Here is a 23,562-nt window from a genome sequence, read left to right on the forward strand (position 1 = left end):
GTTTCCTCGGGACGTCCACTGAATGAGGTCACAATGAGGTCACATGGAAGTAACCGTGATCATCCGGCGACACCTCAGAAAAGTAGTAATTCGAGACACAGCAGCGAGCGGTGTCGACGCGAACGCCACTGACCGAGTGCCAAGAATCCTTATTCGTCTCCATCACTACCTGGCGGTTGAATTCGGAAACCACGGTCTTCTGCGTCTTGACCTGGTGGTCCCACAGCTCAAAATTTCCGCCGTTGTCGAGCGACCAATTGGGCGTGACGTAATACAGGAGGTTAAGCCGGCGGTAGAGGTTCCGTGTGCCGTCATGGCTGTTGTCGATATGCGGATTGAGGAAATCCCCCTTGAATGTCATCGACAGTCCGCCCGCATACAATGAGGGATCTGGAGTGATTTTCTCGAAGCCTACCAACTCGGAAACCTTGGCCACCACATTCGGATGCTGAATCGCGTAGGTGATGTTGCTCAGGATCTCAGGGAAGTCACTCAGATCCGTCATCGTCTTTTTCTTCTCGCGGAATGACTTGCGATCGAAGAAACCGTCAGCTGCCTTTGGAAAAGTGTCGTAGATAGCCTGTGCCATATCATCGCTCAAAAGCCCGTCTACGATGAAATGGCGGGTATGTGTGCCTTGCGGGTTATTCCATTGGTGCCGGATATCGTGCTGCAGGCTGTCAAGTCGATTGACCAGCATTTCAGCTATTTTTGTAACGTCTATATTTCTTCCATGGTAAGCGTATAACACAGTATAAAATATTTACTGTCAGGCATCAGTGTGTTTGTATCGATGCTGATGCATTAGGTTATTCTGTCAATGCAAAATCTTGGTTGCTCTGGCCCCTCCTAAGGGGAAGGTTGCAGGTTCGAACCCCGCCTGGGACACCATAAAACCACCGCTTGTCTTGCTCCTTTTGAAATTGTTTTTTTCATGGAGCAAGAATTGGTAGTCTTTTTCTATAAGGATATGAGAATGCATCCGGCAATTACCGCTTTGGTGTCCGAGCTGACTGCTTGCCAAGATTTTTTGCGAGCCGTTCCGTTTCCGCAGGACGCCGTATTTTCTGTTACGCATTCAAACTGGAGTTTCCCTTCTATCACTGGGGCTGACATAGTCGTTGTGATAGAAGACGTTAAGCAACAGCTTAATGATGTCGCTGAAGATTTAGGGACGCATGCAAAGTATTTTGAAAGTTTTTTGGCTCGTCTTCAGTTTATGCGGGTTAATACTCTTCCCCAAATTTGGGGGAACGCTCAGGCTGCTATTTCAGCACTGTTCATGACGCTTGACGTGCTCAAACGTGCCATTCCCCATGTCTCTAGAGTCGACGAAATCTCCGCTAGGCGGGCGTCTGCCAAGCAGCTACGGAGTATAGAACTCCAAATGAAAAATATGGGTGTACGATCCCAGAACATTCAAGGAATGATGACTCGTATTGAGTCCGCGCATGAGGCGGCCGAGCAGCTTCCTGAGGACCTGGAGTCGCTCAACGACGCTAGAGAACAAGTTAAAGCTCTATTGGCTGATGCCGAAAAGGATCGAGTGCATGTTCTCGCGGCTCGCGAGGCAGCAGAGATGGCCCAAAAAGAGCTCACAAAAATTGCTGTTGAGGCGCAAAGCGTATTACAGAAGGCTGAGCACGCTTATTCGGCAAACACAAGCCAGGGCTTGGCGGCAGCGTTTGCAGAGCGATCTAGCAAGCTTGGATGGTCGATGTGGGCCTGGGTAGCGGGTCTAGTCTTATCGCTAGGCTTGGGGAGCATTCTGGGTAGAAGTCAGTTCCAGGCGCTTGCTGATCTCTTAAAAGTGCCGGGTGCCTCAGAGGCTGCGATTTTACTAAACTTAATGCTTTCCGTGATTTCCGTGGGCGCGCCCATTTGGTTTGCATGGCTTTCAACTAAACAAATTGGTCAGCGTTTTAGACTATCAGAGGACTACGCTTTTAAGGCTTCGGTTTCGAAGGCTTACGAGGGATACCGTCGAGAAGCTAGTCGAGTGAATCCTGATTTTGAGTCTCAGTTGCTACAATCAGCTCTTTCTAGGCTTGATGAGCAGCCTCTTCGCCTAGTCGAGCCTGCTAGCTATGGGAGTCCATGGCATGAGGTGCTCGCGTCGGATGTGATGAAAGATGCAATGAAATCGGTTCCCAATTTTGCTTCTCAACTAACCGGCTTTGCGGGCGACGCACTAGCCAAGTTGAAGCCAAAGAAAGAATTTACTGCGGCTAACTCCGCAACCCCCGTTATTCCTCCGGGCGAAGAAAAAGCCTAGCATTAAACCCTCTTGCTAATTCTTAGGACGGTTGTGTTCGAGCAGTTAGCATGCCGGGCAGTGGTAATGATACCTCGCCCGGCTTTCAGCAACTCCTTCACGCGTCCGTGCGGCTCGGCGTCGAATAGGCCTGATCTTGCCTTTGGCCTTCGCATTCTGAATGCCTTGCGCTTGCCGCTCGCGGCGCGGCTCTTAATCCTAACGGACGTAAAAAATCGTCTACGAAAAAAATCATCACCAAAAAAACACTTATCCCCCTCCCGCCGACGGGCTTTGCGTCCGTTTTTTGTGCAAACCCAGATGCGATGAAAGCAATACTCCAGCCCAGGCCAGCCGTGGGGTTGCGCACGGGATTTGAATCATCGCGATAATTAATCTAGCAGAATGACTTTAGGTTTTTTCAAATCTATATTTGCATAAGTTCTTAGTAATAATCTTTCGAGATGTCTAGCTACTTAATCGACTTTCTGTTTGTAGCTTGCACCAGGCGTTCTTGGTCAGCTTGAATACTCCGATAACTGCTAGTGTTACAATACCAATTACCACTCCCAATGCAAGATGAAGCTTGCCTGCGAGCGCTGCGGCAACTATAGATATTATGTTTTTAGCGCTCATTCCTGCTTCAGCCCTTTCTGTCTTGTAAATAGCTGATTTAGTGCACAGAAAGTCGTAAACTTCTCCCTGCACCATGAGCCATAAGCTGTCTTGACGATTTATTTGTGACGTTTTAACTATCGTGGTGCTTGAGTTGATCTCACCGGTAAGGGTCATTCCTGCCCTATCTAGATCGAAATCTTTTTCTAACCATGCTCTGTTTAAAAAGTCATGCATGTACTTGGGTGTCAACTCGGAAATTAAACCTAGAACTTCTTCGTCACTGATATTATTCATAAATACCTTCCGCCTTCAACAAGTCCAACGCATAGCTTATGCCTACAGCAAACGAGACATTGCTATCCTGTCCCATCGCTGTTCCGCCTATCCAAGCAGCAGGCTGGGTGCCGGAGGGCGAGAATCTACCTGAAACTATTCCTATAATTTTATTTGTACTGACATCTACGAGTTGACCACCGCTGTTTTTATCGTTGGCAGCTGTATCAAGCATCAGGTTTCTTGTTCCTTGTTCTGTTGATATCTTAGCGCTGACAACGGATTGGGATACTTTTGGTATGTTGAAAGCAAAAGGAAAGCCGAAGTAACATATAGTAGTGCCTATATCAATACTTCGTTCATCTCCAAAGATAACGCTAGGTGGTGGGCAAGCTACTATTGTTGACGGGGCTAGCTTTAACTTTAATAAGGCTATGTCGTTTAATGGGTCGTATTGAACGACGTCTACTTCAGTAAACGGAAACTTGTTACCTTGAATGGTTGGGAAACTATTGGGGTCGGGTGGCGTTGTGATATATAAAGGTTTGGTTATATCTAATGTATGTGCGCAGGTCAAAAAATATCCTTTATCACTACAAAGAAACCCTGATCCAAGAAGGGTGAAGTTTGGCTTTCCATAAGTAGCAATCATTACGCAACCGGGTAGGTGGGCTTTTACTACATCCCTAAGCATGCTATCTCCTTTTCTAAAGATGTTTGGGGTTTTATATACTACTGTTCTCGTAACTGCAAGTGTGAGCCTTTGGTTTGAGACAATTTAAGCTTGCGGCTGAGAATGACATGAGAGTTCATAGCGTGTATTTTTGTCAAATGGATAGATTAAGTCGATTGTCTGGTGCAAGCTATTGATTTATATGTAGATTGGCTTTAATAGAATATGGCGCTTGTAGTCCATTCGTCGTGAGTTATGCGGCAGGCGAGTTAAGTAGGAGTTATGCGAGGGTTTTGTGTGGTAAAGCGGGAAGCCTAGTCATGGCTCAGAATGGTGTTGAAATTCGGATATTCTTTACGCTTGTCAGGGCAAAGTTTGCAAGTGCTGACATTTTAGGTAACGAAGCTAAGCTGGCTAGTGGTGTGATGGGTCGCTATTGATGGATCTGTTCAGATTGCAGAATTGGAATAGCAACAAAAAAATCTTAAGAAAAAGCACTTATCCCCCTCCCGCCGACGGGCTCCGCGTCCGTTTTTTGTGCAAACCCAGATGCGATGAAAGCAATACTCCAGTTCAAGCCAGCCGTGGGGTTGCGTAGGGGGGCTGCAATTGCACAACGTGCAAGCTTGTGCAGGAAAATGTCAGCGCCTTGCACAGCGAGCGACAGGGCGGTGCAGGCGGGGGCAATCCTCGGAAGCCCGGCCTGCTTGGGCGAAAAATTGGAAAACCGAGGAATGGGGTGGTTTTCCAAATCGACACCGGTCTCAAAGCTGCGCACCAGGGCATCGGCGGCCAGATCAGATCCAACCTCTATAACTCAAGCAGACCGGGAGCTGTAGCCGCATTCAGGGGCCTTTGGAGATTGCACACGATTGCACGCGCTGGTGACGATCTACAGGCCTTCATGCCTTGCAGTCAGGTTTTCGAAAAAGGGCGTTTTAAATGAGATCGAATCTCAGGTATGGGAGGGTGTTTTCAAAAAGAGCGATATTAGCTATATGACCCACGAACCTAGGCTGGAGGCCACGGTTTTACTGGGCTGCGCGTATTACATCGAAAGGTAATATGAAGCGATATGAAAGGTAATATTTTCCTGAAACCCCCGGATTCATTGGGTTTTAGGAAATGAAAATATAGCTTTAGTAAAAGGTAATATTATCGCCTTTGTATCGCTTCAATATTACCTTTGCCCGGAAACGCTGAAAGCCACGGCCTACAAGGGCTGCAGCCATTTTTCCCGAGCCGTATTACTAATATTACCTTTTTTCTGACCCCCCTCAGATTTTGAGCGGGGAACCCTGTACCGAGCGGTTGGCCAGGGTCTCGCGCTACTGCTCATGAGCGTCTGTAGCTGCGGTTGGAGCTCGACGTGGAGCGCGTAAGACAGGCCCGATCGGTGGCCTTGTTACGTGGCTTATTACGTCTGGGGAAAAAAAAGCGCCTGCATCGCTGCAAGCCCTTCTTTTGTATGGTGCCGGCACCAGGAGTCGAACCCGGGACCTACTGATTACAAGTCAGTTGCTCTACCAACTGAGCTATACCGGCGTAATGGGCTGCGAGTATATAGAGTCTGATGCGCTTGTAAAGCCTAGCTGTCTGATTCAGTTGAAAAAAATCGACCATTGGCGCTCCGGGTGGGATGCGGGCGGGTGGTGGTGCAGGACGTTTCTGTTGGTTTGGACGGATTGGTCTGTGCGGCAGGGCGGATGGCGTTGAATTCGGGGGTTGATTTTGCCTTTGGTGCGCACAGCTTGTGCCTGACAGAACGCTGGATTTTTAACCTGGTCGCGCAAACCCATGCGTCCAGCGTTGATGGCGATTTGGCGTAGGAACAGGCACCCATCCGACCCCGCCATTTTTGGGCAGTTGCGGGGCAGGAGGGCTTTGCATAGGCTTGTTCTCAACGGCCCAGGCTACTGAGTCAGCAGCACGGGTCGTTAGCTTTTCAGCCATGCAGATAAAGGACTATCTGATGAGTGATGCGATGGATCGTAACCGGGTTTGGGGTTTTGTTTGCCGCAGGCTGGTCATTCGCTGAAGAGTTGTTGAAGGATATTTGCAGGTGCGCCTGGCCTGTTGGCTTTGCGCAGGGTGAGGCTGAGGATGGCTGTCTGAATCGCATGAATGTGCGTCTGGATGCCGACGAAGGCTTCATCGATGTTTCAAGAAATGCCCGGATCCTCTGGATTCGGGCATTTTCTTGTGGGCTGGTTGCTGTTGCGTCGGATTTGCACTGGAGCTACCGGCTTTTTGGCCGATACAGCTGTATCGAAAATGGCAGTCAGCCATGGACAGCAAGTGCAATGCAGAGAACGCCTACGCATTACGAGCTGCTGAGTGTCGCTCGCGATGCCTCTCCTGAGCAGATCAAGAAGGCTTATCGCAAGCTGGCGCAGAAGCTGCACCCGGACAGGAATCCAGATCCTTACGCCTCGGAGATGATGGGCGTCGTCAACGCGTCTCACGATGTGTTGGCTGACCCTTCGCGGCGTGCGGCTTATGATGCGCAGCTCGCTGCCAATGAGCACAAGGCGCGTATGGACGCTGCGCGCCGCAAGCAGGCGCATGCAGCGCGTGGGCAGGCGGTGCATGTGTATGCGGCCACTTCTGCAGCCACTGCTGCCGCGCCGTCTCAGGCGGCTCGTTCGGGGCCGGCGCCCAAGTCTTCTTCCTATGCTTCTGCATCCCCTTCCCGTGACAAGCGTCGTCGCAGTGCGTGGCGTTGGGCGCTGCTGTTTGTGGTGTTCTGCGCGGGTGGCGCGTGGATGGGTTACGACCCTGGTGCAGGCAAGTCGTTTGTGCCGTCCGAGCCTGCGCCGGTTGCGCAGACGTGGGTCAAGCCCGCACCTGCCACGCCTGCCGCGCCGGTTGAGGAGCCTGTAGCGAGCCCGGCCAAGCCGGTGGATGCGGCGGCGTCTGAGTGTGGCGTGCCGGCGCTTGATCCGATGGGCGCGCCGTGGCCGGACAAGGCGGGCTATGTGAAGGACATGCCGGTGCTCAAGGACAACGGTTGGTCGCAGATCACTGTGGATAACTCGGCGGGCGAGTCGGCGGTGTATGCCAAGGTCACGGATGCGGTGGGGCGCAGGGCGTTTCGGCATGCGTTTGTGCCGGCCGGGGCGGTGTTTACGTTCGCCAAGATGGACCCGGGGCTGTACCTGCTCAAGTACAAGATGATGAGTACGGGCTGCGCCTTTGCGTCGGGTCGGATTTTGCTGGAGGAGACGCCGATGGGCAGTCAGATCAAGTCCAGTGCCTACAAGCTGACGTTGCGCAAGCTGCAGAACCGCAGTGTGCCGTTTGCGCGGTTGAAGGATGATCAGTTTTAGTAGTGAGTCATGACAGGAATGCGGCGCTGCGTATTCAGTCTTCGCGAACAAGTTCGCTCCTACGGCCTTCGGCCAGAATCAAAGCGTCGTACTGTGAACTCACCTTTTGCAACGCTTTCAGGCGCGTTTTTGCAGGCACCGTCTCTTTCTTTTGAAGGACATTTCCGAGAGAATCCCCGACCGCTTGCGCCCCTCTGTCTGGGCTTCTACTCTCCGCCCCGTCGCTGCCCATCAGCGATCGGGTTTAGTAGCCCGCAGTGAGTTAAGGCGTAACACAGCCGCGTTTCATTAGGCTTCGTCCTGATGCTATGGCGACTGTGCGCTTGGCACCTTCGGGTGCGCCGGTTCTTAGCTCACCGGTCTACTAACTCGCGTACAGTTGCCGCCTTTTCGTTTAGTAGCGAAAAGGCAGCGACTTCAATAGAAGGAGCTAAGCATGGTCAAAGTAACCCCCGATCCGCCCAACAAACAATCCAGCAGCGCACCGGTCTTCGACAAGGCTGTGGTCAAGCGCGCCATGGAGTGTTACCTGCCAATCTCCCGACCGGCCAAGGAACCCCACGACAGCAAGTTCGACTTCATCAGCCTGGAAGCCACCCTGGTGCACGCGCTGGATTTCCTGCGCTGCGCATCGGCCACCGCCCACGAACTCGGCGATGAACTGACCGGTTCGCAACGCGATCTGGCGTTCGCTTCCATGCACATGCTGGAAATGGCCAAAGTCATGGTCGAGCGTTCGCTGGAGTGTGTCGAAGAGGCCTGAAATCTCACGCCGGACAGCTCGTGCACAGGCGTCTGCGTGTGCACGATTGGGCCGCGCAAAACGCTTGCGCCAGAGCCTTTACCAAATCTTTATGCACAATTTGCTGATAAAGATTTGCGCAGCCGGGTAATTATGTGCAGTCGGGCTCATTGAGCCGCAAGGCATTGTTTTTGCGGGTTACGGGAAGGATTGCGGAAAAAAATAAGGGGCTTCAGTAACTGGCGCGCCAAGCTTTAACGCACTCATCCACATTTTCATCAACAGACTTATCCACAGGTTGCTCAATCGATTTAGGTCACGATTTTCGAGCCAGAATCAGCAGGTTGCGCGGTGTAATTCGGCTGTCACAGAAAGTGCCAACGCTCACGCTGTAACCCTGCTCACGCACATACATCGCCCTGTCCAGCACCAGCCACATCTCCAGCGGACGCCGAAACAGATCGCGGACCAGTTCCAGATTGCGCACTTCGGCGAGTCTCTTCCAGCCGGCGGCCTCCAGGGCGGCCCAGTCCTGCTGACCCGGTGCAGGCAGATGCTTGAGTTTTGCCAGATGGCTGCAGTAGTCCGCGTAGGACGCATCCAGCCAGGATGTCGGCAGCGAAGGTGTAGGCAAGTAGTCATCGATGCCGCGCACGCGGCGCTGCAGCAGGTCGAAGCCCAGGCGGCGGGCCATCGAGATGTCGCGTTGACGGCGTACGCGTGCGCCAGCCGTCACGGTTTCACTGAGCGGCAGACCCAGCTCGTCACGCGACAGCTTCAGGCCGGACGCCTTGCCCTCGCTGGACAGCGCCTGATAAAGCTCGTGCCGGGTACGGTTGTAGCAGCACGGCGCAATCGCCATACGCCGACAGCCGGCCTGGCTGGCCAGCTCCATCAACTGAATGTGCAGGTCACCGCAGGCATGCAGCGCCACAGGCGTATGTTCGGGTTGCAGGTAGCGCCACGTGTCGTCGGCCATGACATCCTGCTGCACATGTCTGGCGTCGATGCCTTGCCGCGTGCTCAGGGCCAGGCCTGCTTCGATCAGCGCCGGGTCGTGCTCCAGACAGGTCAGACGCTGGCCGGGCCTTGTCAGGCGGCGCCCCAGATGGCCTTTGCCTGCGCACCAGTCCAGCCAGTGAGTTGTGCTGTCACGCATGTCCAGATGGCTGGCGAAGGCTTCGATCTGCTGCCATTTGCGCCCTGGCACATCGACGCTCATGCGCGCTTCAACCGGCTGCAGAGCGTGCACGGGCAGTTCGGCAACGTGGCTCAGCGCGACGGCTTCGGCGGCCAGTTGCTTGAACGGGAAGGGCGCGTCGAGGTGTTCCGGGTGGTTGTGCGCGGCCTCGGCCTGTTCCAGCGTGCGTTGTCGCAGCCAGTGCGCGAGGTCCGGGTATTTGTCTTCCCACGGCAGGGCCAGGTGCGTGAACGGCTTGGGCCGCCACAAGGCCTGATGCGCGAACAGGAAGCTGTCCAGCGCACCGAAGTGGCTGTCGAGGTGTTCATCCTGCAAGGGAGGTTCAGAGGGCATGGTGGCGGCCTCGTGGGGCAAGGTGCTGGCTGGATCGACGCCAGCACCTTTCATATCAGCGACCCTGGCTTGCGTCTACACGCAATAGTTTTTCCAGCAGCCGGAAGCCCTGCACCAGCACGAAGGTCATGACCAGGTAGAACATGCCGGCGGCGAAGAAGATTTCCACCGGCAGGTAGGTGCGGGCGATAATCGTGCGCGCCATGCCGGTCAGTTCCAGCAGGGTGACGGTGCTGGCCAGCGCACTGGCCTTGAGCATCAGGATGACTTCGTTGCTGTAGGCCGGCAGACCGATGCGTGCTGCGCGTGGCAGGACGATGTAGAACAGCGCCTTCCATTTCGACATGCCCAGCGCCCGTGCCGCTTCGACCTCGCCTGGCGGCACCGCCTGCATGGCGCCACGCAGGATCTCGGCGATGTAGGCGGCGGTGTGCAGAGTCATGGTCACCACGGCACACCAGAACGGGTCGCGCAGGTACGGCCACAGCGCACTCTGGCGCACCGACTCGAACTGCGCCAGCCCGTAATAGACCAGAAACAGTTGCACCAGCAGCGGTGTGCCGCGAAAGAAAAAGATGTAGGCGTAGGGCAGGGCGCGCACCGGCCAGTGACGCGATGCGCGGGCGATGCCCATCGGGATGGCAAGGATCAGCCCGGCGATGACAGCAATCGCCACCAGTTCCAGGGTCAGGGTCGCGCCCTGCGCCAGGCGGGGCAGCCACTTGATGATGACTTCCCAGTTCATGACGCGCTCCTCAGAAAGCCGCGACTGGCGCGTTTTTCAAGGAAGTACATGCCGGCCATGGCCAGCACGGTCAGGCCCAAGTACATGAAGGCCGCGACCATGTAGAAGGTGAACGCTTGCTTGGTGAAGCCCACGGCGATCTGCGCGTGGCGCATGATTTCTTCCAGGCCGATCACCGAGACCAGCGCGGTGTCTTTCATCAGAATCATGAACAGGTTGCCCAGGCCGGGCAGGGCGATGCGCCACATCTGCGGCAGGACCAGTTTGAAGAGGATGCGCGAGCGTGACATGCCCAGCGCCAGCCCGGCTTCGCGGTGGCCTTTGGGGATGGCCAGAATCGCGCCGCGAAACACTTCGGTCGCGTAGGCGCCAAAGCAAATGCCCAGGGCGATGACCCCGGCAGCGAAGGCGCTCAGGGCCAGGTCGGGAATGTCGAACAGTTTGCCCAGGGCACGCATGCCGTTGACGGTGCCGAAGTAAATCAGCAGCACCCAAAGCAGTTCGGGAATGCCGCGCACCAGGGTCGAGTAGGTACTGCCCAGCCATTGCAGCGGCTTGTAGGGCGAGGTCTTGGCCAAGGCACCGAGCAGTCCGAGTATCAGCCCCAGGCACAGGGCCGAGAGTGCAAGCTGGACCGTCATCAGCGCGCCAGCCGCAAGGGCCGGGCCGAATCCGTGGAGATCAATGTTCATGGGCAGGCTTTGTCAGGGCCGGTCGCCGCGCTTCAACAGGAAGCAGCGGCGACGCGGTCGGTGAATCAGAGGATGCTGAAAGGGAAATACTTGTCGTTGATCTTCTTGTAGGTGCCGTCAGCGATGATTTCTTTCAGGGCAACGTTCAGGCGTTCGCGCAAGGCATCGTCACCCTTGCGCACGGCGATGCCGATCTTGTCGTTTTCCACGACAGGCTCGCCCTTGAACTCGAAGTTCTGACCCGCTTCGCTTTTCAGCCACTCGAAGCTGACGTATTTGTCGGCCAGCATGGCGTCGACGCGACCGGAGGACAGGTCGAGGAAGGCGTTTTCCTGAGTGTCATAGAGTTTGGGGTCCATGATCCCGAGCTTGTCTTCCAGCCAGGTGGCAGCCAGCGTCGAGCGCTGTGCACCCACTGACTTGCCGGCAAGGCTCTCTTTGGCCTTTTCAATGCTCGATACGTCGATCGAGGAGGTTTTCGGCGCGATGAATTGCAGCTTGTTCGAGTAATACGGGTTGGTGAAATCGACCACCTGCTGGCGCTCTTCGGTGATCGACAGCGACGAGATCAGGAAGTCGAACTTGCTGGCCATCAACGCCGGGATGATGCCGTCCCAGTCGGACGTCACCGCTTCGCACTCGACCTTCATCTTGGCGCACAGGGCCTGGCCGATTTCATAGTCGAAGCCCACCACCTGGCCACTTGCGTCCTTGTTGTTGAACGGCGGGTAGGCACCTTCGATGCCCATTTTCATTTTTTCAGCAAAGGCACTGCCGCTGAAGGCAAGGGTGGCCGCTGCGATCAGCAAGATCTTTTTGTACGACTGCATGGGTGTTGCTCCGTTAGCGGTGACTCGACATGAATTGTTTGCACCTTGCCGACAGCGGGTTTTCGAATACTTGCTGCGGTGTGCCCTGTTCTTCGACCATTCCCTGATGCAAAAACACCACTTCACTTGATACCTGACGTGCAAAATTCATTTCGTGGGTCACCAGCAGCATGGTCCGGCCTTCTTCAGCCAGTGCGCGGATGACGCCGAGTACTTCCTGAACCATCTCCGGGTCGAGGGCCGAGGTCGGCTCGTCGAACAGGATAACCTTTGGTTGCATGGCCAGCGTACGCGCAATGGCGGCGCGTTGCTGCTGTCCGCCGGAAAGTTGTGCGGGGTAGGCATGGCGCTTGTCGGCGATACCTACCTTGGCCAGCAGCTCTTCAGCCACCGCGATGGCTTCGGCCTTGCTCTGACCGAGGACGCGACGCGGGGCTTCGATGATGTTATCGAGCACGCTCATGTGCGGCCACAGGTTGAAATTCTGGAACACGAAGCCGATCTGGCTGCGCAGGCGATTGATCTGCCGGTTATCGGCGGCAATCAGGTCGCCGTTGCGCGCAGCCTTGAGCTTTAACTCTTCGCCGGCCACCAGGATCTGGCCCTGATGCGGGTTCTCCAGCAGGTTGATGCAGCGCAGCAGAGTGGACTTGCCGGAACCGGAGGAGCCGAGGATCGATATGACGTCGCCGTCACGAGCCGTCAGCGAGATGCCTTTGAGCACCTCCAGCTGATCGTAGCGCTTGTGCAGGTTGCGGATTTCCAGGGCGGGCGTGGCCTCGGCCATGTGGGGTCCTCATTGAAGTGTGCGCGCTGGCTGCCAGCGAACGCCAAGCTAGCACAGCGTTTAAAGGACAACCATCGACGTATTGTGTCCAGCGTGGAGGCGCTCGACGGGTTGTCTCATCCGGGCAGCGGACGGTCGCAAGAAGGCAAGCACGGTGCCCTGTAAAACGGGGACGTGCGCGAAAAAGGCGCGATGTTGCCAGCTTTGGCCGGGTGTTGGAAGTAGCATTTGCTGAGCGGCGGTCTGATTTCTGCACCATGTTCGCGCTTAGAAGAAGGTTTGGGGCATTTTTGGTGCGTGCATAGAGACGAATCTGAGGCGTTTGGTAACAAATCCTACAGACTGCGTATAAAAGCCATCGTCTTGCATGCTTCACGGGTTAAGCCACAGGCCTCGTATTCTCTAAGCGACGTCGTTTTCGAAATATTTTGGCGCAATTCTTGCGTCAAATATAAAGAACGGCACCGTAGGTTTCTTTTTACGTAACGCTCCGGTGTGCCTCGCTCGTCTTGCACAGGTGGTTTTATGAGCAGTACCGCTAACTCTTCCGAGCTCGAACAAGGGCTGAAACCTCGACACATTACGATGCTGTCGATTGCTGGCGTGATTGGCGCCGGGTTGTTTGTCGGCTCCGGCCACGCGATTGCCGAAGCCGGGCCTGCCGTGCTGCTGGCGTATGCCGCTGCGGGTACGCTGGTGGTGCTGGTGATGCGTATGCTGGCCGAAATGGCCGTTGCCTCGCCTGACACCGGTTCGTTTTCAACCTATGCCGATCGCGCTATCGGTCACTGGGCCGGGTTCACCATCGGCTGGTTGTACTGGTGGTTCTGGGTGCTGGTCATCCCGCTGGAGGCCAACGCTGCTGCAACCATCCTCCACGCCTGGTTCCCCGACATCGCGATCTGGATGTTCACGCTGGTCATCACTTTGCTGCTGACGGCGACCAACCTGTTCAGCGTAAAGAACTACGGTGAATTCGAGTTCTGGTTCGCGCTGATCAAGGTCGTGGCGATTATCGCCTTCGTGGTGCTGGGTGTTGCGGCGATCTTCGGTCTGCTGCCCACCAGTAACGTCAGCGGTGTCAGCCATCTGTTCGACTCCGGCGGCTTCCTGCCAAACGGTATGGGCGCGGTGCTGGCAGCAATGCTGACCACCATGTTCTCGTTCATGGGCACCGAGATCGTGACCATCGCAGCGGCCGAGTCCAAGAACCCCGGCAAGCAGATCACCAAGGCCACCAACTCGGTAATCTGGCGGATCTTCCTGTTCTATCTGGTTTCGATCTTCATCGTTGTGTCGCTGGTGCCGTGGAACGACCCGCGCCTGGCCGAAGTGGGCTCGTATCAGACCGTGCTCGATGCAATGGGCATTCCGAACGCCAAGCTGATCGTCGACCTGGTGGTCCTGGTCGCTGTGACCAGTTGCCTGAACTCGGCCCTGTACACCGCTTCGCGCATGTTGTTCTCGCTGGGCAAGCGCGGCGATGCTCCGGCGCTGTCCAAACGCACCAGCAAGGGCGGTACGCCTCACTGGGCGGTGATCATGTCGACTGCGGCGGCATTCCTGACCGTGTTCGCCAACTACATTGCGCCTGCGGCTGTGTTTGATTTCCTGCTCGCCAGCTCCGGTGCCATCGCACTGCTGGTGTACCTGGTGATCGCGGTGTCGCAACTGCGTATGCGCCAGAAGCGCATTGCTGCGCGCGAGGCCATCGACTTCAAGATGTGGTTGTTCCCATGGCTGACCTGGGCCGTGATCGCGTTCATCGTCGCGGTGCTGACCATCATGCTGCTGCAGGAAGAGCATCGCCTCGAAATCATCGCCACCGGCGTGCTCAGCCTGTTGGTGATCAGCGCTGGCCTGATCGTATCGCGTCGCCGCAAGGCCGGTCGCGTAGGCGCTGCTGCGCTGAGTTGATCGCGCCCTTGGGCGGGCGACGTTCGTGCCAATGCCACGCATTGGCACGAGCTTGCATCAGCGTGCGGCTCTGGTGTCTCTCTTCATCAGCAGGTCGGACGCCAGCGTGTAATCCTTCTGGAAGGCAGGGCTTTCGATCCACTCGATTGCGCTGTCTTCGTCTTCATCGTGGTACATGGCGCGGTACACGATGAGCAGGCCCATCATGAAGTCCGTGGCCGGGTCTTCGTCCTCTTCGGAAATCACCAGTGCCAGCACCGGGTACTGCAGGAAGACGACGCACAGCGCGAGCTGGCTGATGGCCTCCGCTTGCTTCATGGCCGTGAACAGGTCGTCGTAGTCGGCCGGGTCAAAACCGTTCTCGACAATGTCGCTGAAGTCGAAGGTATTGAGGTCGAGCTCGACGTCGTCGAACGGCTGGTTGACCAGCGCCGAGGCAAACACCGGATGAACCAGGCTGGTTGCAGCCTTGCCCGAGCGGTTCTGCTTGGCCTTGATCTTTGCGCGCTTGGCACGTTTTTGCTGCTTGTCTGGCGAGGCCATGAGCGGTCCTTTGGCTGGCGTGGGGTGCGATGGGCGCTATTGAAGCGCAGACGGGCCTGATAACCAAGGTTTGTGCAGTAATCAGCGGTCGATAAAAAACCCGCAACATGCGGGTTTTTGATTTGCGGGGTGTTACCGACGCGTCACCGCTTACCCGGCTTTGCGAACGCTTCGGCTTCATCCATGCGGTTGGCGAACATGCTGACCGCCTCGACCGCATCGCTAGCGCCGTCGCGGATCTGCACGATGACCTGCCCGGCCTGGTCTGCCAGTGTCACACCGCGAATGGCACCTTCCTGCGTGGCGTCCATGCTCGCCACCGCCTCACGTGTTTCGGCGAGGATCTTGCCAATCATTTCGGCAATTTCGGTGGTCGAGCCGCTGGTACGTCCCGCCAGTTGCCTGACTTCGTCGGCCACCACGGCAAACCCGCGGCCCTGATCGCCCGCCCGTGCCGCTTCGATGGCTGCGTTGAGCGCCAGCAGGTTGGTCTGATCGGCAATGCCACGAATGGTGTTGACGATGGCGGTGATCTGCTCGGAGCGATCGCCCAACTGACTCACCAGCTTCGCCGATGCACCGATGTTTTCGGAGATCTGACGCATCTCCCGCGCCGTGTCCTGAATGACCAGGGTTCCCTGTTCGGCCACTTTCTCGGTTTCTGCGGAGATATGGTAAGCGCGCGACGCACCATGCGCGTCCGCTTCCTGTTTTTCGACGCGCTGGGTAATGTCGCTGGCGAACTTGACGATTTTGTAGAGTTTGCCATCGACATCAAAAACCGGGTTATAGGTTGCTTCCAGCCAGACGACCCGTCCATGTTTGCCGATACGTTTGAACTGGTCACCGATGAACTCGCCGTGGTTCAGTTTGCGCCAGAACTCGGCGTATTCCGGGCTGTTGACCAGTGTCGGTTCACAGAACGATCGATGGTGCTTACCCTTGATCTCGGTCAGCGCATAACCCATGACGTTCAGGAAGTTGTTGTTGGCGGTGATCACATTGCCGTTGGGTTCGAATTCGCAGATAGCCATCGCCCGGTCGACAGCGGCGAGCTTGCTGTTGGTTTCGTTCTCCAGCATCACGCGTGTGGTGACGTCCAGGGCGTACTTGACCACCTTGACTACGTTGCCCTGCGCATCGATTACCGGGTTGTAGCTGGCTTCGAGCCAGACGCTGTGGCCATTCTTGCCGACGCGCTTGAAGGTGCCCGAGATGAATTTCCCGGCCTTCAAGGACGCCCAGAGATCAGCGTACTCGCGGCTGCGGAGCATTTCCGGTTCGCAGAAGTCGCGATGCGTCTTGCTTGTCAGTTCTTCGGCCCGATAGCCCATCGCCGCGAGGAAGTTATCGTTGGCGCGAAGTATTTTTCCATCGAGACTCAGCTCGATCACCGCCATCGATTTTTCCAGCGCGCTTGTCAGTCCGTTGAGTCCATCTACCTGGGCCTTCATGGCCGTCAGCTCAGCTTTGTTCTTATTTCCGAACATAACGTGCCCCTTGGTGTATTTGCGGACTTACTGTGATGAGGCTATCGACTCGAAAGGCTGCAGCATGAATGTGCATTGCTACAATCGAAAAAATAAATCAAGTATTTTTTTTGACGCCAGAAGACGCGCAGGTCTGATTTGCCAGGAAAAGCATTCGGCAATGAGTTCGGGGCTAATGCGGAGGTGATTTGCCCGCCAGATTCCGGACAAAGAAAAGCCCGCGATGGGGGAGCGGGCTTAAGGATTCACACTTGGGAGCAGCTCTACAATGACGTGGCCGCTGTGAAAACTTTGTGAAGAGTTTTCACTGTTTTACTTTTTTTCAGGCTGAATGGTATTGGTCACTTCGGACGTCGGCACGAAGGTCTTCGACTCTTCGGCAGCCGCTTCCTTGGACTCGGCTTTATCCTTGGCCGCTTCGGTGTTCTCTTTGGCCGCTTCGTTCACTTTGTCCTGAGCAGACTCCATCTTCTCCTGGGATTTCTCCTGATGCGCCTGAGCGTCCTGTGCCTTCTGTTCGGATTTGCTGTCGCAGGCAGCCAGACCCAGAGTAGCGGCGAGGATGAGGGCGGAGGCGGTTAACTTGAGCACGGAATTTTCCTTGTGGAAGCAAATGTATGGCTTCGAGGGTGGACGGCGGGAGTTAGTTCAATGGGATGGAGGTGGCAGAGCTCTGGATGGCTGGTCTTGAGGCGGTCGAAGCATCGGGCTTCCGCGCTGCATAACGCATGTGTGAGCATGCCTCCTCCACGCGAAGGCCTCTCGCAGTCGATAACCGATTCTTGAGTTCAATTATGGAGACCGTACGGATGACCGATCAACAAGTCGCCTCGATAAGCGCGCAGACTGACGTGGACACGTACACCCGCGACAGCGAACATATTCGCGACTTGATTCTTCGCAAACAGGCCCGGAGCGCAGACATCGAAGCCATCCGGCTTGCGCTGATCGAAGGCGAGTCCAGCGGGGAACCTCGTCCATTCAGCGCCGATGAGTTCAAGCAGAGAATGTTGAAAGCGAATGGCTGACTATCTAGCTCATTTGCTATCACCAACCCTGATTAGGAATGTATCTCTACCGCTTAGCTGAATCAGAGGCGCAAATGTGCGCAATGAGAAACCCGACGCCAAGCCGGGCTCTACGCTATGGCTTATAGAGCCAGTCGCGAGACTCGGCATTAGCCCTAAGGATCTTTGCTTTTTTCTCGATCTCTTTCTTTTCGTAATCACTGAAATCGATCAGGACGTGCTCGGGAAACTCTTCTGGGTCGGCCACGGTTGGCAGTCCAAGTGCTAGGCACTCTCCCGCGGTGATAGAAACAACGCCGGCAGAACGGCAGTCCTCCCTTGCGGTGAAGTGAGCGTACGAAGCGTCTGGCGTAATCAAGTCACCGTCATACGAAGAAAGCTTTTTGTCGTCCTTGGGGGTTGGGCGAAACACTTGAGAGGTGATTTTCCCGTCTTGAACAAAACTAGGGTGAACCTGGCGCAGCAACTGAGTTTGATCATCCATCACACTTCACCCTTTGCCGCCTTGGAAATGAAATCTATTAGCGAATCAACGTCAGCTTTGGCTTCGAGATTCAGCTCCATAAAGGTGTCTGCTCCATCCTGGATGTTAAGCCCATGTAGCTCAGCTGTTTTTTCTTTTGGAAAGATTTCAAGGCTGACGTCTTGGTTGCCTGTCCTCCACTCCAGCTGGAAGCCACCTTCGGCAGTAGGGTAGATAAATGGTGTTGGCAGCGTAGCTGGGTACTGGTCCCTAAAGAATGACTCTATCCAATCAAACTCTTGAGGGCTGGGAACCACGCCGCGACCGTCAAGCCATCCGACTCTCAAAAGTCTGAGCTCATCCAGTCGTGCTAGCGGGTCATTAGATTCAATAATGACTGCGTCCTCAATAAGGTCCAGAGAGTGGAGCTTTTCCATCCGGTCGAATCTGCCAACACCCGACACTGAGATTTTAAGGCCTTCACGAAATCCTCGCGTAGCCTCAAGGATGGTGTCGAGATGTATTGCATCCATTTTTGCAGTAATTTTTTTGCTATCGGGTAACAGCAGCTCAAAGCTCATTTTCGCTTGATCAATCTCAGGTACTAACCCTCGGACAGTGACTTCATCCGTAAGAACCTGATTCTGTGATGCTAGCAGAAGCCTACGCCGGGTTACCTTTGAAAGCCTGGCAGGCCGATCAGTACCTGGTCTAAATTCCAATACCTCCCCATCACGCAAACCTCTGCCGAATCTGTCGAAATAGCCAAGCAGCGTAGCGGGTATGTGCTCTGTAATCGAAAAACCCTGTTCGGCAGCGTCGATTGCATTGCCGATCGACTGCGCCGCTTGAAAGAAATAGCCCTCATTAGCAGCAGCGAATAGCCCGGCGGTGGGGTCATTGTATTCAATCACGATGCTGGGGACAGCGCTTCCCTCGCCGACAGAAGACAGGTTTATGGATAAGTGATCCGTAAACCCTTTAGGCGCTCGGACTCTGCCGTGTTGCTGTACGAACTTCCACTTGGCTACGGCCACCACGAATTCTTCGAGGGCTGCCAAATCCTTGAGCAGCTCCAATGGAATCGTATGGTCATCAAACCGTGCGCCGACAAGCCGCGGTGCGACAAATGGCCTTTTCATGCGACGTCCTTTTCTTAAGTCATGACTGTTTTATAGTGGCGCAGGTTGAAAATCCCGCCGCGCCCTACGACACAGCCTCCATTTCGGTGGCAGCTGGTTACTCTGTCATGTGCTAAGAAATTCGAGCAAGCGAAAATATGGTGCCAACGATTTCATGCGCGCGATTAGCAGTGATGAAGTCAAACCGGGTTGCCACGAAGCGGTAGATGCGTCTTGTGTCATGAGCTGGCATCCTCCCGTCCAAGGTATAAGCTTCACTTCGTTTTTGTGGTATCTGACCTTGGTGAGGTGAGCGCTTTGCTGGCTTGTTTTGACTAGATTTCCAGACCGAGCTGGGTCCGCCCTCGATCTTTGTGGCCTGCCGGGGAGCATCCGCAAACCCCAGACAACAAAAAGCCCGCACGAGGCGGGCTTTTTGTGTGCTTTCAGGTGTGCTTGGCATCACCTGAAAACGGAAGGTGGTGCCCAGAGACGGAATCGAACCGCCGACACGGGGATTTTCAATCCCCTGCTCTACCGACTGAGCTATCTGGGCAACGGGGCGCATTAGACGTGTTTTTCAGGAGGTCGTCAAGCGTGTTTTTTAAAAAATTTGAATTATTACCGACGCTTACGACCTTCACTGCGTGAAACGCTTTATTTTTCGGGGGGAACGTAGCCTTCGGCCTGGGCGTATTCCTCGCCCGAGAGAAACTTGTCCATCTCGGTCTGGAGGAATTTGCGGTCTTCGGCGTTCATCATGTTCAGGCGACGCTCGTTGATCAGCAGGGTCTGGTGTTTCTGCCAGTCGGCCCAGGCTTTCTGCGAGACGTGGTTGAAGATGTCCTCGCCCTTGGCACCTGGATACGGGGCGCGTTCCAGGCCGGGCAGTTCTTCTTTGTATTTGCGGCACATTACGGTGCGGGTCATGACGACTCTCCTGCGTTCAATACGTCGGCTGCGCGTTTGAGCAGCTTTTTCACCGGGGCAGCAAGGCCCAGGCGTGGCGGGGTGGCGAGGTTATACCAGAGCCAGTCGGCCTCGGCCACGTGATCGGCGGACTCGCGGACCTTGACCAGCCAGGGTTCGATGCTCAACTGGAAGTGGCTGAAGGTGTGGATAAGTCCCGGCAGTTCATGGTGCTCGCCCAGTTGCAGCGCGTGTTGCGTGGCCAAGTGCTGAAGGTCATCGAAGTCATCCAGTTCCGGCAGGCTCCACAGGCCGCCCCACAAGCCGCTGGAAGGGCGGCGATAAAGCAGGATCGCGCCGTCTTCGTTGGCGAGCATCGGCATGAGCGTGCGTTTCTGCGGCACGGTCTTGCGCGGCTTGGGGATCGGGTAGCGCGTTTCCAGGCCCAGCATGTGCGCCTCACAACTGCGCTCCAGCGGGCAGAGCAGGCAGCTGGGTTTGCTGCGGGTGCAGAGTGTGGCCCCCAGGTCCATCATCGCCTGGGTGTAGTTGTTGACCCGGCTGTGCGGCGTGAAGCGTTCGGCGGTGGCCCACAGCTGTTTGGCCACCTTCGGTTCGCCAGGGTAGCCCTCTTGCGCGGTGAAGCGCGCCAGCACGCGTTTGACGTTACCATCGAGGATCGGCGCGCGAATGCCCATGCTCAGGCTGGCAATCGCGCCTGCGGTGGACAGACCGATGCCGGGCAGCAGGATGAGTTTTTCGACATCGCGGGGAAACTCGCCGCCATGATCGGCGACGACGATTTTTGCCGTCTTCTGCAGGTTGCGAGCGCGAGTGTAGTAACCCAGCCCGGTCCACAGGTGCAACACTTCGTCCTCGGGCGCTTCGGCCAGCGCCTGCATGCTCGGCAGGGCCTCCATGAAGCGGTCGAAGTAGCTCAGAACGGTGCTGACCTGGGTCTGCTGCAGCATGATTTCCGATACCCAGACCCGGTACGGCGTGATGTCTTGTTGCCAGGGCAGGTCATGTCGGCCATGACGGTCGTACCAGTCCAGCACGGCGCTGGAGAATTGTTCGGGTTGCATGGCCTGGAGGGCTCTCGTCGAGATGTGAGTCGGGATATGAAAGGTTGCGTCAGTGGAGCGCCGCGAGGGCGCTCCTGAGCAGTTCACGTTGCCCTAGCGTTTGAACAGTCCCTTGAGGGCGTCCTTGAGCTCGGGGCTGACCTTGTCACCGAGTTTGTCGTTCAGCTTGTCCTCAAGCTTCTCGCTGATCCGGTCGCCCGCCAGTTTCGCAGCGATCTGGCCGACGCCTTCCTTGTCCAGACGGCAGGCCTTGGCGCCCAGTTCCAGCGGGCCACGGCACTGCACCGGCCACTCGATGCCGACAAAGCGCGGGTTGATCTCGCAGGCCGGGTCCGGCATGTCGCTCTTGTCGCCTTCGACGATGATGCCGACGCGGTAGTTCATGCCCAGCACGCGCAGGTCGACGTCGCCGTTACCGTTGACGGCCATGCCCGGCGTACGGACCTTGAGGTCCGGGTTGCTGGCGACGCCATTGCGTATCACCAGATTGCCGTTGAGCTGTTGGAAAGGAGTGTCCTTGGCACGCGGTTCGCCGCTGAGCGTCTTGCGGTTGAGGATCGAAATCCCCTTGCACAGCTGCTGCTCCAGGTTGGCATTGACCAGTACGCCGTTATTGAGCGCAAAGCTGGCGGTGCCGTTCAGGCTGTCGATCAGGGCTTTTTCGCTGTTGCCTGTGCCGGTCAGGTTGCTGTCGAGGTTCAGCATGCCGCGCACCGGAGGTGTCTGGCCCTGGCTTTCCAGAATGCGTTCGACCGGTACTTTGGCAATGCGCGTCTGCACCGTGGCCACAGGCGTGTCCGGACGCGCGTCCAGAGTGCCCTTGACCTCGAAGTTGCCGTTGTACAGATCGCCACTCAGCGTATCGACCTTGATAAGACCAGCATTGGCCTGGGTCTTGAGCGCTGCGTTGTCGATAGGCAGTTTGTTCAGGGTCAGTTTGCCGAAGCTCAGGTCAGCCTCGACATCCAGCGTGCGCAAGCGCTCCAGCGGCAGCAGCCTGGCAGTGCTCCAGGCGGCCTTGGTCGGTTGTTCGGGCAGCGGCGAGTCGCCTGCAGCGGCGGCGGCTTCACCGGACTGCACCTCGGATTTGCGCGCGGCCTTGGCACCTTTGCTTTCTTCGCTTTCAGCCGGACGGTAGCGGTCGGCGTCGAAGGTATCGCCCTTGAGCTGCACACGCAGCGCCTGTTTGGCGAAGTCGTCCACCGCGATGCGACCCGTGAAGGTGCTGTCGTCGACTTTCAGGTTGAGGTTTTCCAGCACAAGGCTGGTAGGCGTGCCTGCCAGACGCGTGACCATTTCAACCTTGCTCAGCGCGCCCTCGGACATGGCTGGCAACGGCTGACCGATGTTTTCGAAAAACGCGCGCAGATCGAGCTGGGCAATGGACAGGCCGCCGCTGATCTGAGGCGTTTTGTCCAGATCGCGGGCACGCAGTTCGCCGAGTGCACGCAACTGGTTGGCCGAGACTTTGAGGCTGTTCCATTCAGCGATGTTGGCGGCCAGGTCGACCAGCAACTGGCCCTGCGCCGAGAAGGTCACGGTCTTGCCTTGCAGCGGCTCGCCGGCGACTTCACCGGACAGGCGCATGTCTTCGAATTGATAACGCTTGAGCACGCGATCCATGCGCAATGCGCCGACCAGCTCGGTCTTGGCGCGCACGACGGGCTGGTTGGTGCTCAGGAACGCCGTCAGTTTGATCGGGATATCGGACGCCTCACGAATCGGCCCGGTACTCAGCTGAATGCTCTCGGCCATGAAGGTCCGGCCTTTTCGGGCATCGCTGTAATCCACGCGGGCGTTGTTGACGGTCAGGCTGTCGATATCCAGGCGAATTGGCTGGGAAGGGCGATCCGCTTTGGGCGCGTCCGGAGCCGGGGCTGGCGTTGTCTCGCCAGGTGCTTCAGTGCTTGCCACGGCAGGCTTGCCGATGTCTTCCCAGTTGCCATGACCGTTTTCATCGCGGTGCAGGGTCAGGTTCAGGCCTTCGACGCGAATGTCGCTCATCTGTACCTGGCGACGAAGCAATGGCAGGACACGTACGGACAGGCCGAGCATCTGCACATCAGCGAACGGCTGATCGGGAGCGGTCAGGGTGGCGACATGGGCGTCGTGCAATTCCAGGCCGAGCCACGGAAACAGGCTCCAGCCGATATCGCCATTGAGCGTCAGCTCGACGTTGGCCTTGTCGCGTGCCAGCTGGCGAATCTCGTCTTTGTAGTCGTTGGGATCAAACAGGTGGGTCAGGGCAAAGCCGAGAGCCACGATGATCAGCAACAACCCGAGAATAAACAGCCCCAGGATTTTGCCGAACGCTTTCATGGGCGAGTCCTTGTGTCGATGTTCAAAAATAGCCCACGAGTATACCGCTCTGACGAGCCGACCGGGCTGCGGATACCGTTATTGCTATCTAGCCTCCGGTTCGGGACGCTGGCACCGTGCGCCGCTACGTTTGGGAGCCGATGAAAAGTGCGAGTGGTCTTGTCGCGATATATCTTCCGAATCTTCGCAAGCCGGCCGAACACCACGCAG

Annotated in this window: 21 protein-coding genes, 2 tRNA genes and 1 pseudogene; 5 read left to right on the forward strand and 19 right to left on the reverse strand. The window is 56.4% G+C overall.

The annotated features are described in order from the left end of the window. Positions 1–28: 28 nt before the first annotated feature. Complete coding sequence (locus tag JOE34_RS07265) at positions 29–700, reverse strand: 2OG-Fe(II) oxygenase (RefSeq protein WP_209995398.1); 672 nt, start codon at positions 698–700, stop codon at positions 29–31. 234 nt (positions 701–934) lie between these two features. Between JOE34_RS07265 and JOE34_RS07270 the strand changes: the two genes are divergently transcribed. After that, positions 935–2,275 (forward strand): hypothetical protein, encoded by a 1,341-nt coding sequence (locus JOE34_RS07270; RefSeq protein WP_245226992.1) that lies wholly within the window; start codon positions 935–937, stop codon positions 2,273–2,275. Positions 2,276–2,277: 2 nt separating this feature from the next. Here the strand turns inward: JOE34_RS07270 and JOE34_RS25800 are convergent. The 4 genes and pseudogenes from JOE34_RS25800 to JOE34_RS07285 all read right to left on the reverse strand — a co-directional run. After that, a pseudogene (locus JOE34_RS25800) lies at positions 2,278–2,479 on the reverse strand (serine recombinase); the annotation flags it as partial. Between the two features lie 243 nt (positions 2,480–2,722). After that, positions 2,723–3,166 carry a hypothetical protein gene (locus JOE34_RS07275; protein WP_209995400.1) on the reverse strand — a complete coding sequence of 148 codons (444 nt, stop codon included), beginning with the start codon at positions 3,164–3,166 and terminating at the stop codon, positions 2,723–2,725. After that, positions 3,159–3,839 (reverse strand): serine protease, encoded by a 681-nt coding sequence (locus JOE34_RS07280; protein ID WP_209995402.1) that lies wholly within the window; start codon positions 3,837–3,839, stop codon positions 3,159–3,161. The genes JOE34_RS07275 and JOE34_RS07280 overlap by 8 nt, the downstream gene beginning before the upstream one ends. Positions 3,840–5,287: 1,448 nt before the next feature. Then, positions 5,288–5,363 (reverse strand) — tRNA-Thr (locus JOE34_RS07285). 758 nt (positions 5,364–6,121) lie between these two features. On the opposite strand from JOE34_RS07285, the gene JOE34_RS07290 reads away from it, so the two are divergent. Both JOE34_RS07290 and JOE34_RS07295 read left to right on the forward strand, forming a co-directional pair. Continuing rightward, positions 6,122–7,147: a J domain-containing protein gene (locus JOE34_RS07290; protein WP_198700559.1), complete on the forward strand. Its 1,026-nt coding sequence runs from the start codon at positions 6,122–6,124 to the stop codon at positions 7,145–7,147. A gap of 436 nt (positions 7,148–7,583) precedes the next feature. After that, positions 7,584–7,910 (forward strand): hypothetical protein, encoded by a 327-nt coding sequence (locus JOE34_RS07295; RefSeq protein ID WP_122220346.1) that lies wholly within the window; start codon positions 7,584–7,586, stop codon positions 7,908–7,910. Positions 7,911–8,205: 295 nt separating this feature from the next. Here the strand turns inward: JOE34_RS07295 and JOE34_RS07300 are convergent, their stop codons facing one another. The 5 genes from JOE34_RS07300 to JOE34_RS07320 all read right to left on the reverse strand — a co-directional run bounded on the left by JOE34_RS07300 (position 8,206) and on the right by JOE34_RS07320 (position 12,477). Then, a complete protein-coding gene (locus tag JOE34_RS07300; RefSeq protein ID WP_209995404.1) occupies positions 8,206–9,477 on the reverse strand; it encodes a methyltransferase in 1,272 nt (423 codons plus the stop codon). Between the two features lies 1 nt (position 9,478). Continuing rightward, a complete protein-coding gene (locus tag JOE34_RS07305; RefSeq protein WP_003318320.1) occupies positions 9,479–10,168 on the reverse strand; it encodes an ABC transporter permease in 690 nt (229 codons plus the stop codon). Next, a complete protein-coding gene (locus JOE34_RS07310) occupies positions 10,165–10,860 on the reverse strand; it encodes an ABC transporter permease (RefSeq protein ID WP_003318319.1) in 696 nt (231 codons plus the stop codon). Before JOE34_RS07310 ends, JOE34_RS07305 begins: the two co-directional genes overlap by 4 nt. A 65-nt stretch (positions 10,861–10,925) precedes the next feature. Beyond that, positions 10,926–11,690 (reverse strand): ABC transporter substrate-binding protein, encoded by a 765-nt coding sequence (locus JOE34_RS07315; protein WP_003318318.1) that lies wholly within the window; start codon positions 11,688–11,690, stop codon positions 10,926–10,928. 13 nt (positions 11,691–11,703) lie between these two features. Continuing rightward, entirely contained in the window at positions 11,704–12,477 is a 774-nt protein-coding gene (locus JOE34_RS07320; RefSeq protein WP_003318317.1) for an ABC transporter ATP-binding protein, read from the reverse strand. Positions 12,478–13,002: 525 nt separating this feature from the next. Here JOE34_RS07320 and gabP point away from each other — a divergent pair. After that, positions 13,003–14,394 carry a GABA permease gene (gene gabP / locus JOE34_RS07325; protein WP_010406435.1) on the forward strand — a complete coding sequence of 464 codons (1,392 nt, stop codon included), beginning with the start codon at positions 13,003–13,005 and terminating at the stop codon, positions 14,392–14,394. Positions 14,395–14,451: 57 nt separating this feature from the next. Here the strand turns inward: gabP and JOE34_RS07330 are convergent, their stop codons facing one another. The 3 genes from JOE34_RS07330 to JOE34_RS07340 all read right to left on the reverse strand — a co-directional run bounded on the left by JOE34_RS07330 (position 14,452) and on the right by JOE34_RS07340 (position 17,018). Further along, entirely contained in the window at positions 14,452–14,937 is a 486-nt protein-coding gene (locus JOE34_RS07330; protein WP_003342242.1) for a hypothetical protein, read from the reverse strand. 143 nt (positions 14,938–15,080) lie between these two features. Further along, positions 15,081–16,427 (reverse strand): PAS domain-containing methyl-accepting chemotaxis protein, encoded by a 1,347-nt coding sequence (locus JOE34_RS26045; protein WP_122255537.1) that lies wholly within the window; start codon positions 16,425–16,427, stop codon positions 15,081–15,083. Between the two features lie 312 nt (positions 16,428–16,739). Then, a complete protein-coding gene (locus tag JOE34_RS07340) occupies positions 16,740–17,018 on the reverse strand; it encodes a lipoprotein (RefSeq protein WP_003318312.1) in 279 nt (92 codons plus the stop codon). Between the two features lie 218 nt (positions 17,019–17,236). Here JOE34_RS07340 and JOE34_RS07345 point away from each other — a divergent pair, with 218 nt between their 5' ends. After that, positions 17,237–17,455: a type II toxin-antitoxin system ParD family antitoxin gene (locus tag JOE34_RS07345; protein WP_226488952.1), complete on the forward strand. Its 219-nt coding sequence runs from the start codon at positions 17,237–17,239 to the stop codon at positions 17,453–17,455. Between the two features lie 115 nt (positions 17,456–17,570). Here JOE34_RS07345 and JOE34_RS07350 read toward each other — a convergent pair whose 3' ends face one another. From JOE34_RS07350 to JOE34_RS07375, 6 genes are all read right to left on the reverse strand, one after another. Next, a complete protein-coding gene (locus JOE34_RS07350) occupies positions 17,571–17,939 on the reverse strand; it encodes a hypothetical protein (protein ID WP_177205373.1) in 369 nt (122 codons plus the stop codon). After that, the gene (locus JOE34_RS07355; protein ID WP_058444513.1) at positions 17,939–19,060 is read right to left on the reverse strand and encodes a hypothetical protein; all 1,122 of its coding nucleotides are present in this window, start codon (positions 19,058–19,060) and stop codon (positions 17,939–17,941) included. Before JOE34_RS07355 ends, JOE34_RS07350 begins: the two co-directional genes overlap by 1 nt. A 459-nt stretch (positions 19,061–19,519) precedes the next feature. After that, positions 19,520–19,595 (reverse strand) — tRNA-Phe (locus JOE34_RS07360). Positions 19,596–19,696: 101 nt separating this feature from the next. Continuing rightward, a complete protein-coding gene (locus JOE34_RS07365; protein ID WP_002555777.1) occupies positions 19,697–19,969 on the reverse strand; it encodes an oxidative damage protection protein in 273 nt (90 codons plus the stop codon). Beyond that, positions 19,966–21,033, reverse strand: coding sequence for an A/G-specific adenine glycosylase (gene mutY / locus JOE34_RS07370; protein WP_209995406.1), 1,068 nt, complete (start codon positions 21,031–21,033; stop codon positions 19,966–19,968). Before mutY ends, JOE34_RS07365 begins: the two co-directional genes overlap by 4 nt. 93 nt (positions 21,034–21,126) lie before the next feature. Then, complete coding sequence (locus JOE34_RS07375) at positions 21,127–23,352, reverse strand: AsmA family protein (protein ID WP_209995408.1); 2,226 nt, start codon at positions 23,350–23,352, stop codon at positions 21,127–21,129. Positions 23,353–23,562 lie beyond the last annotated feature (210 nt).

The organism is Pseudomonas sp. PvP028, from assembly GCF_017832255.1.
Lineage (GTDB): Bacteria > Pseudomonadota > Gammaproteobacteria > Pseudomonadales > Pseudomonadaceae > Aquipseudomonas > Aquipseudomonas syringae.